We start from the raw sequence: 9,836 nt of genomic DNA, 5'->3' as shown, positions 1-9,836 counted from the left end.
TGTAAATTAAGACATCCGCTATTTCATCCTGAATATTATCAAAATTTTCTTGTAATAATAGCTTCTTCACTTCGTTTTCCACTGGAAGTTCTCGAGTAATTCTGCTGCTTCAATAGAGACTGATAAAGCTAAATCTTTTAGTTTATGAAACTTTCGCCAGTCCCGCTCTTCCCGAAAATGATTAATTTCTTTCATTGTATCTCTCACACTTTTCCCCCTCCCAATATGTATTATAGCATGCGAGGGGAATACTTTTAAAAAAAGTGTTAAAATAGAATTCGATTTAGAAAAATAATTTGAGATGAATTTTTAGTGGCTAGTTGTAGATTTAGCCCCAAGCTTAAGGAGTTTACAATGAAAAAAATCTTTTTTAATGTGATGAGTATAGGTATTCCGTTTATAATTTGCAGTCTTGTTTTTTATTCGTTAGATATTGCGCCTTTTGGTCATCAGACGTTTCTTGTAAGTGATATTGGTTCACAGTATCTACAATTTTTAAATTTTTTCCATTCCTTTTTCACCGACCATTTAAGTCTTTATTCTTTTTCAAATGGAATTGGCGACTCTGTTTTAGCGCTTGCTGGTTACTATTTGACAAGCCCTTTTAATTTAATTAGTTTATTCTTTAACGAAAGTAATATGCCTGTTGTACTGTCACTTCTTATTCTGTTGAAAATTAGTGTTATGGGTTTTTCTATGAGTTTTTATTTATCTAAGCATCATAAAAAATTAGACTACTCCATTTTACTTTTTTCTACAGCCTATAGTTTTTGTGGCTTTGTTATTGCTTATAGTATGAATTATATGTGGTTAGATGCACTCATTTTACTTCCCTTTGTTGTTCTTGGCTTGGAGCGTCTTTGGCTTCAAAATCGCCCGACACTCTATGCTGTATCCTTATGTTTAACCATTGTGACGAATTATTACTTGGGCTATATGGTTTGTTTATTTTCAGTTCTTTATAGTATATATTTATATGCGCTTCAGTATGAAAAACGCGAAGACTTCAAGATAGCTATACTTTTTAAAAGAGGAAAAACTTTTATTTTATACTCACTTCTGGCTGGTTTAACTTCAAGTTTTGTTCTTATCCCGTCGATTTTAGGTATGATGAACACAGCAAAAACAAGTTTTTCGATTATTTCTCTTTTGCCCTACCCTAAATTTTTCATTTCTGTATTTTCACAATTTGGAATAGGGACTATTCGTTATGACTTGCGCCTCGATCACTTACCTACCATTTATTCCGGAATATTCATTGTGATTTTCTTTATTGTTTATTTTTTAATAACCGGAATTTCGAAACGGGAAAAAGTAGCTAGTTTTTATTTACTTGTAGCCCTATTTGCAACACTCATTATAGAGCTTTTCAATACAATTTGGCACATGTTTCAATCACCAGCCGGCTTTCCGTATCGCCAAACATTTATTTTTAGTTTTTTAATCATTGTTTTTTCCTATAAAGGCTTTATTGTGTGGCGAAAATCTTGTGAAAAAAGCTATCTTTTTAAAGCAGCAGGGCTATTTATCGGCTTTCTTTTTATCGGAGAAATTGGTTTAGGCTTTCAAAATATCTTTTTTAAAAACAAGTCCTTTTTTGAAACTCAGCAACTAGAAAGCTTAGTACTATCGCTTGCTTTTATTATCATTTATGTCATTTTACTTCTTTTATGGTCACGAAAAAAAGCCGTTTGGATATTCACTTGTATCGCTATTCTATTATGTTTTGAATTAGGCTTAAATTACCGTTTTGGACTGCAAAATGTTCCATTTGGGAATCAAACGACGTATTCTAGTTTTTCGAAAAAAATCAATGCAACTGTAACTGATTTAAATCCTGACCACAACTTTTTTAGAGTGCAAAATAAACTTTCTGGTTCGGCTTTAGGTTATCATACTACATATAATGCCTATAATGATGCTTGGACCTTTCAATACGCAGGAACATCGGCCTATACGTCTACCTTAAATGAAAAAACGCTTGATACACTAACAAACCTTGGTATTTATTCCAAAAATGAGCGTCGTTTTAATTATGTAGATACCAATCCTGTTATAAACTTGTTATTAAATGTTAAATACCAACTTTCTTATGAAAACGGACAATTAATTACCCAGCAAAACAAGGAAGCTATTGGTTCTGGATTTTTCATGCAAAATGACCAAATAAAATTACGTGACGGCGCTGTTTTTTCAAATATTGAAGCTGTTCTTCAAGGTATTTTACCCAGCAAAAAGCCTTATTTGGTTAAAATGGGGGCAAACAATGAAACGCAAGCGGAAGGGAATTTATTGCTATACGCGCCTAACACTGAGTGGACAAAAACAGATGCCATTTTCGTGAACGGGCAGAAGCATCAAACCCATGTGGCCATTTTGTCCAACCAGCTCTTTAATCTTGGCTATTTCAAAAAAGGGGAGCATGTCGAGATTAAATTTAAACCAGATGACCTAATGCAAGCTAAAAAACCGGATTTCTATACGCTTAGTAACGCCAGATTCCAACATCTTCTGCAACATTTAGAAAAAAATGCTTTAACACTCACGGAGGGAAAAGGGGATTATTTAAGCGGTACGGTAAACGCGCCTAATGAAACGAATAAACTCTTTCTATCTATCCCGTTTGATGAGGCATGGCAAGTGAAAATAGACGGTAAGCCCGTTCCAAAATCGCAAGTAATGGGGAATTTCATCGGTATCTCAGTTCCTAAAGGGAATCATGCCATTACACTAAGCTACTATCCAAAAGTCGTCCCTTTTAGTTTGCTACTCTCCGCCGTAGCTCTCTTAACCGGAATCGTGATACGACGACGAAAATGACCATCCTCAAACTGGATGGTCATTTTACTAGCCTAATTCACACGTATAAATTCGCGATTTTTCGCCCCACGGATGATAGCCCTCCCCTATGTAGGAAAACTGGTGTTTTTCGTAGTAGCCAATATGATTGGTACATAGGTAGACGTGCTTGAATCCTAATTGTTTCGCTTCTTTTTTTATATGCGTCATGAGAATTTCGGCGTAATTTCTCCCCCGATAATTTTTTTCAATGTATAACGCGCAAAGCCACGGATATAAATCCATGCGGCTGATAAAATCATTCGTGATAAGCCCCGCGCATCCGATAATTTTTTTCCCCGTCATAAAGCAAATACCACTGCGGTAACGGATTTTCCGTTTCAAGCGCATGTGCCAAACAATCTTCATAAATCATTTTTGTGTCTTCATTTGCCCACTTTGCTTGAAAATAATTTATTGCCGGGCGGAGCAGTTTTGGGGTTTTTCTTAGGGATTTTATTTGCATTTGGAACCTCCAAATATATTAAAATTTTTAATATCAATTACAGTTCAAACATATTTTTAACTATTTCAAGAATATACTTTCTATTTAACCAAAAACATTGTTTTGTCATTTTATCCCCATTAGGTAATTCATCAGCGTCTTTGTTGATATCGCCATTTCCATAAATTTTACCATCAATCCTATAAATTGACTTCGCTGCATGTGGTCTAAGGTGAAAAATTTGAGTTTCTGTAGATTTTGGTAAATCATTGAGTACTCTATTATCTTTAATCTCAAAATGAACACCATTTTTAATCTTTCGTTGCACTGAAAGCCACTCTTTTTTTCCAATAGTATCTAATTCATATAAAGGCATATTCCAAAACTCTCCGCCTTTAAAAACATACTGACCTTTTTCTTCTTTAAAAACCATAAAAAGAAATTTAGTCTCACTAAAAAAGTTATATACCTCGGATTCTTCCCATTGTTCATTTACGAATTTTTTGAAATTGAGTGCTGGAAAAGACATACTTTCTTTATTTTTATTGTTTGCTTGTATGCGTATTGATTTTATTGCTATATTTGCTTTATCAAATTCCTCAGCATTGCTTGATTGAACACCCAACATTCTTAAAGCAATTTGACTATAAAAATTTTTTGCTAGTCCACCTTTTGGGTTTTTAAGTTTAAATAATTCACTTAAAGTATTTACATCCATTCCAATAAATTTACTTACTTGTTCTAAAACTACTTCTTCAAATGTTTTATCTAGAATCTCTAAATCATCTTTAATAATCGAATCATATGTACTTACATTATTTAAAATATATTCATTTATTATATGTGTCACATAACTTTGCTTAAAACAATATGCTCGCCTTTTAGCTGGTATATTTGCATTATAATATTGAGGTTGTAGACTTTTTTTAGCATCAGCACCTTTTGTACACGCACCTAAATAAAGTGTGTCTCCTTCCGAAATAGTATGTGCTTCACCAGCTTGTATTTTGTTCACGATTTTCTTGTAATCATTCTCAATAATTGGAAAATCATTCTTACATGCGTCACTAATGATTGAAAATAGCTTAACATAATCTATTATAAAATTAGTTCTTTTGTCTCCTTTTTTTCTTAAATATAGCACTAATAAAATTGCTTTAATTTTATTGAAAAGCTTAGCCTGTAAAAGGTTGTCTGTAAGAGGTTCATCATTTGGAACCATACATAAAACTAAGCGCTCCCCTGATTTATATCCTCCCTTCTTTTTTTCTTCATATGGCGCTACCTTAAGTTCCACCCCAGCATTTGGAAAATCTGGTTCCGGACTGTTATTCGGTTTATAACCAAAATGAAATTCTTCAATCAAGTTTCCAAGCCCACCTTTAGCCCTTGGATTATTATAATAGTTTGTCCTTTCTTCTAAAATAATCTCTTCTTGAATATTTGCTTCTAAAACATCTCTAAATGTGAGGCCAATAAGATTTTTTTCCATATCTTTCAATATCTAATGGGTTATAATCATCATAAAGTTCTCTGTTTGTCATGTAGATGCACCTCTTTAATTTATTTTATGATTATATTATAACATTTGATCTTTTTTTTTAGTAGAAAGTATAGTATAATGAATTAGATATAATCGAAAGGATGTTCGTATATGCAACAAAATTTAAAAGTTTTGGAACTATTCGCTGGTGTAGGTGGATTTAGAGTTGGTCTTGAAAATAGCGTAGATGGTTTTTATCAAACCCTCTGGTCTAATCAATGGGAGCCTTCTAGAAAATCTCAAGATGCTTTCGAGTGTTATAATAAACACTTTCCTGACTCACTTAATATAAATGAAGATATCTCTAAAGTTACTAATAATCGATTAAAAGAATTTGATGCTGATTTAATAGTTGGGGGATTCCCTTGCCAAGATTACTCAGTCGCTAGAAGCTTATCTGGTGGTATGGGAATACAAGGAAAAAAAGGCGATGCTCTTTTGGGAGATAGTTCGCTCGGTAGAAGCAATCAATCCCCAGTTTTTATTACTTGAAAATGTTGATCGACTACTTAAGTCTCCCGCAAAACAAAGGGGCCGTGATTTCGCTATAATGTTAGCTGCATTTAACAAGCTTGGCTATTCTGTCGAATGGCGTGTGATTAATGCAGCAGATTATGGACAAGCACAGAGAAGGCGTCGTGTTTTTATTTTCGCTTACAAAAATAATACTAGTTTTGCATCAAAATTTCACAGTTTATCCGAAGACGAGATTATTTATTCAAAAGGAATTTTCGCTCGTGAATTTAAAATTGAGCAAATTCCATATAAAAATCGATATATAACAGGAACTCTACCAGAGGATATTGTAAATATATCAGATGAATATTCTACTACCATTTATAATTCAGGTATAATGCGAGATGGTATTTTCACATCAATTGACACTATTCCTATCTATGAACAACCAATAGTATTGGGTGACATCTTACAGGATAGTAATCTCATTTCCGATAAATATTTTTTGCCTGAAGAAAAGATAAAGAAATTTCAAGAATTACGAGGAGCAAAAAAAGTTAGTCGGACAACAGCAGATGGGCATACTTATACATTTTCAGAAGGGTCCATGTCTGAAACTGATGTTCTTGACAAACCTGGACGAACAATGTTAACAAGTGAAGGTAGCGTAAATCGAAGCACACACCTAATAAAAATTGATGACTCTTATAGAATATTGACACCTATTGAATGTGAACGTCTTAATGGTTTCCCCGATAACTGGACTGCTGACATGGCTGACCGAATGAGATACTTTTGCATGGGTAATGCTTTAGTAACTGGAATAATTGAACGCATTGGCCGTCAATTACATCAACTTATTACAGAATAAAAACAAGGTTCACAATAATTGTGAGCCTTGTTTTTTATTTAAGATAAACCTCCTCTACAACCGCGGATCGATTTCTGTTTCTTTCGTTGTTTCAAAAAGCAGATTCATGACGGCTTCTTTATATGATTCGTTATAAGGTGAGATTTCTGCTAATGGAATGTTTAGCATCTCCTCACCATATTCGTATTCCGCAATGGATGTGCGTAGTTTTTGTTTTATTTTTTTATTCCGCACGAGCTTTTCATATTTGCTATTAAAATGGTAATCATAGCCATAAATCAAATGCAAATAGTCTTCATTTCGCACTTTCATAGCTGGTGCGATGCCTTTCGTTACTTTTTCAGGCTTTATGACAATACCTTCCATTTTTTGATCAAACGTAATTGTTTTAAAATATGCTTTGGCTCTTTCCACAGCATCTTCCTGTCTTAAATCGAGCGAAATAAAATCATCATCTGACACAAAACGATACATCGCCGAAGTCGTCCCTTCCCACCTTTTTTCCACACCATTATTTTGCACCATTTTTAAAATCGAAAAGGCCTTAAAAGTGACTTCTTCAGGATTACCATATAAATTAATTTGTTCATCAAATTTATCTGCCGCTTTTTTTAACTTTTCCGTTTCCACATAACTATATTTTAGCCCTAAAATATTTTTAAAGTTTTGGTAGTCTTGACTACCATATTTTTCAAGTAGATTCTTTTTACTCATCTTCACTTGATCATATTCAAAATCAGTGCTATCCATTTTTTGAACAGCTAATTGGAAAGCCTTATCATAAGAGGCGTGATTTAGTTGGTCGATTTCAGTGTGCTGAGCTACACTCATCGGGATATATTTTTCTTCAATGAGACCCTTTCCAAGTGCATGCCAAGGCATAAGTTCTCCGTCTAAAATCAGCCAAGTTAAGTCATTTTCAACAAAAATATCATTAAAACGCTTCTTTAAAGTAGCAAACAAGTCTTGTAATCGTTCATCACGAATTTTAAAACCATTTCGACTAACCGCATAGCTATTTTCTATTTGTTTATGCAAATAAATGTTGCAACGCGAACCCATATACTTTGGCTGAATAGTAATTTCATAGCACTCTTTATTTTTAAAATAATCAAGCGCCTTGTCTAAAGATTCCAGTTCATTTTTCTCCACGTCACTTTCGGCAGGAGCAATGGTGCCGGAGATAAAATTGATTTTTTGTTCCGCCACGTAGGTTAAACGCTTTAAATCAGCGGGAACTAAATCAGCCTCCACCACTTGTTTTTTTCGTTTAAACAAAGTAGGTAGTGTTTCGTCGATCATTTTTGTACCAGAAACAGACAAGTAAGATAGTCGCCGGTTTAAGGTCACACCTGTTAGCGCACCGCCGTGCACGCATCCTGTATCGAGGTGAATGTTATTCTTCGCCCGAAAAGCGCTCTCCGCAGCAATGTGTCCAAAAAAGTGATACGGATGCAGATTGTTGCCTTCTTTTTCTAAAAAGGCCAACTGCTTTTCAACATTTTCTTCTCGGATTAAACGGAAGTTTCTCATTTGCCGTTTCGATTCGTCGTCAAACTTTCCTAAATATTTCTTTTCACAAGGCGCATGAGTCGCATAAAAACTTGGTTGTACTTGGCCGATGACACGATAAAATGGTTGTGATAAAGCCACCAGTTCAGCAAATTTATCATAAAGACCCTTATCTAAAGAAAAAATGGCTATAGAATCAAAATAGTTGCGAAGAAGCGTTTCATCCACCCCTTGAATTTGATTTTCCATATATTTATAGACAAAATTTTCATGGTTTCCTAAAACAAAACGGAAGTGTTCTCTATTTTTATATAAAAATTCAATGATTTCACCTGTATTTTTTCCCTTATCAATAAAATCACCGAGTAATATAAAATCATGTTCCGGTTTCTTAACGATATTTTCTTCTTCGTCAAATTCAAACTGATATTTTTTCAAAAGTGCCATTAAACGATCTTTACACTCGTGAATATCACCAATTAACGTATAAGGTTTATCCGGCGTAAGTAGTGTGTCTAGCATTTCCCTATAGTCCGAAATCTCTGCCTTTAGTTCTGTTACAGGCGCTTTCACGCGGTGAATCGCATGATAATTTTCACGCCGCAAAACCGGTAAGACTTCTCGCCGTAAACGTGTAATGTGTTTTGAAATGAGCGATTTACTCCGCTCGGTATGCAAATAATCTTCTCGATTTTTATAGTCAAAAAGGATAACTTCCACATGATAATGATTTTCTGCAGCAATCGCTCTTACTTGTTCGCGAAATTCGCTCGAAAGGCCAGTTGAGTCAATCACAACAAAATCAGCGTTTAATGGAAAAGAGGTCACTAATTTTAGCTTTTCAAATAAAAGCGAAAACGCCTGTTCACTACTCATCAACATGACATTCGCATATTTATCATAGTCATGTCCCAATAATTCTTGTCGTATTTCATCCGAAGAAAGATAGCTGATATTCATAAAATAGTTTTTTTCTGGAACATTTCTTCTTAACGCTTCCATCAAATAATTTTTTGCAAAAGTCGTTTTACCGCATTCGCTCGGCCCAATCATTAAAAAGATTGTATTTAATCTAGTTGTAAGCTCCATCTTATTCCACCCCTTTCCTGCGAATCATCGCACCACTTGATGTACTAATTCCCGCCACAGTGTCCCCAATTTGGAAAAAATCCACTTCAAACTGGCTTGACCGCTGAACAATATCACTCAACCAATTTTGAAATTCTTCCGTAGTGCTTTCGAATTGATGGTCCTCATTTCGAAACTCCCCTTCTAATTCATAAAACACATTAAAATCCCGATTAGGTGTCGTTATAATAAAACGTTCAAAGTTTACAAAATTTAAAACTTGTTGAATTAATTTCTCAGCTTGATCTAAAGACATGTGTTCAATTACTTCCGTTAGTAATACATCCACTTTTTCAGAAGGCGCATTTTCTAAGAAATAATCCAAGGAAGCGTAGGTCCCAATGTTTTCAATTTCTAGATGTAGTGCTCTTTTTTCAACATGAAGAAGTAAATCCGGATTAATATCAATCGCATAATAAAAAAGCGGTGCCTCTAATTTTTGGGCAAAAGGGAGGGCATAGAAGCCTTCCCCACACCCAATATCTACAATGGAATTCGAAAAATTAAACCTTGATTTAATCGCACTACGTCTTTGTAAATGGGTGTTCCCAAATTGTAATTTAATCGGGTATTTCTCCGTTTGCTCAAGTTGACTTTTAAACTTTTGAAATGTTTTTGGTCTAAATAAGAAATTTTGAGCAAACAAATAACGAATAAAATAAGGTACGTCTAAATCGATCAAAAATTGAATATATTTCTGTATTAAGTCATCCTCCACTTGAAAAGGCTCTTTACTATTCATCGCTAAAAATAAGCAAAATACATTGGAAATTTTTAATAAGTCTGCCAATTTCCCATTTGATAGAATGGTAACTTCATAATATTTCTCTGCTTTTTGAATCGCTGTAAAATCATAGCCTTCAAAATATTGATTAAAAAAACGCAAATAATGTTCTTTTCTTGCATAAATCATTGAAAAAACAATACGATTTTGAAAGCCAACTTTTATCTTGGTCATTTTTCTTTTTGTATAGACCGTTTTTAAAAAAATTCATTAATCATTTGTAAATAAGCAAATGGACTCGTATATTTTGATAAATTTT

The 9,836-nt window shown here is 34.0% G+C and carries 7 protein-coding genes and 1 pseudogene; 2 read left to right on the top strand and 6 right to left on the bottom strand.

The window, feature by feature from the left end:
- Nucleotides 1-66 precede the first annotated feature (66 nt).
- On the bottom strand, nucleotides 67-207 hold the full coding sequence (locus LFLEISCH_RS13985) for a nucleoside triphosphate pyrophosphohydrolase family protein (RefSeq protein ID WP_007477885.1): 141 nt from the start codon (nucleotides 205-207) through the stop codon (nucleotides 67-69).
- A 147-nt stretch (nucleotides 208-354) separates the two neighbouring features.
- Here LFLEISCH_RS13985 and LFLEISCH_RS13980 point away from each other — a divergent pair, with 147 nt between their 5' ends.
- Nucleotides 355-2,820 (top strand): YfhO family protein, encoded by a 2,466-nt coding sequence (locus tag LFLEISCH_RS13980; protein WP_007477883.1) that lies wholly within the window; start codon nucleotides 355-357, stop codon nucleotides 2,818-2,820.
- A gap of 27 nt (nucleotides 2,821-2,847) precedes the next feature.
- Here the strand turns inward: LFLEISCH_RS13980 and LFLEISCH_RS16095 are convergent, their stop codons facing one another.
- From LFLEISCH_RS16095 to LFLEISCH_RS13970, 3 genes are read right to left on the bottom strand one after another with little or no spacing between them, the layout of a single operon-like run.
- Entirely contained in the window at nucleotides 2,848-3,144 is a 297-nt protein-coding gene (locus tag LFLEISCH_RS16095; RefSeq protein WP_241432924.1) for a GNAT family N-acetyltransferase, read from the bottom strand.
- A complete protein-coding gene (locus LFLEISCH_RS16090) occupies nucleotides 3,098-3,304 on the bottom strand; it encodes a hypothetical protein (protein ID WP_007477878.1) in 207 nt (68 codons plus the stop codon). The genes LFLEISCH_RS16095 and LFLEISCH_RS16090 overlap by 47 nt, the downstream gene beginning before the upstream one ends.
- A gap of 37 nt (nucleotides 3,305-3,341) precedes the next feature.
- Nucleotides 3,342-4,775, bottom strand: coding sequence for a Sau3AI family type II restriction endonuclease (locus LFLEISCH_RS13970; RefSeq protein WP_241432923.1), 1,434 nt, complete (start codon nucleotides 4,773-4,775; stop codon nucleotides 3,342-3,344).
- A 162-nt stretch (nucleotides 4,776-4,937) separates the two neighbouring features.
- On the opposite strand from LFLEISCH_RS13970, the pseudogene dcm reads away from it, so the two are divergent.
- Nucleotides 4,938-6,153, top strand: a pseudogene (gene dcm / locus LFLEISCH_RS13965) (DNA (cytosine-5-)-methyltransferase).
- 54 nt (nucleotides 6,154-6,207) lie between these two features.
- Here dcm and LFLEISCH_RS13960 read toward each other — a convergent pair.
- Both LFLEISCH_RS13960 and LFLEISCH_RS13955 read right to left on the bottom strand, forming a co-directional pair.
- Nucleotides 6,208-8,754, bottom strand: coding sequence for a metallophosphoesterase (locus LFLEISCH_RS13960; protein WP_007477869.1), 2,547 nt, complete (start codon nucleotides 8,752-8,754; stop codon nucleotides 6,208-6,210).
- 1 nt (nucleotide 8,755) lies between these two features.
- Entirely contained in the window at nucleotides 8,756-9,784 is a 1,029-nt protein-coding gene (locus LFLEISCH_RS13955; protein ID WP_420912445.1) for a methyltransferase domain-containing protein, read from the bottom strand.
- Nucleotides 9,785-9,836: the final 52 nt, after the last annotated feature.

Origin of the sequence: Listeria fleischmannii subsp. fleischmannii LU2006-1, assembly GCF_000344175.1 — a bacterium.
Taxonomy (GTDB): domain Bacteria; phylum Bacillota; class Bacilli; order Lactobacillales; family Listeriaceae; genus Listeria; species Listeria fleischmannii.
This window is presented reverse-complemented; position numbering and strand designations above follow the sequence as displayed.

Bases quoted from the DNA above. Each gene is read 5' to 3' on its own strand.
- LFLEISCH_RS13980 (WP_007477883.1), top strand. From the start codon at position 355: ATGAAAAAAATCTTTTTTAATGTGATGAGTATAGGTATTCCGTTTATA.
- LFLEISCH_RS16095 (WP_241432924.1), bottom strand. From the start codon at position 3,144: ATGACGGGGAAAAAAATTATCGGATGCGCGGGGCTTATCACGAATGAT.
- LFLEISCH_RS16090 (WP_007477878.1), bottom strand. From the start codon at position 3,304: ATGCAAATAAAATCCCTAAGAAAAACCCCAAAACTGCTCCGCCCGGCA.
- LFLEISCH_RS13970 (WP_241432923.1), bottom strand. From the start codon at position 4,775: ATGGAAAAAAATCTTATTGGCCTCACATTTAGAGATGTTTTAGAAGCA.
- LFLEISCH_RS13960 (WP_007477869.1), bottom strand. From the start codon at position 8,754: ATGGAGCTTACAACTAGATTAAATACAATCTTTTTAATGATTGGGCCG.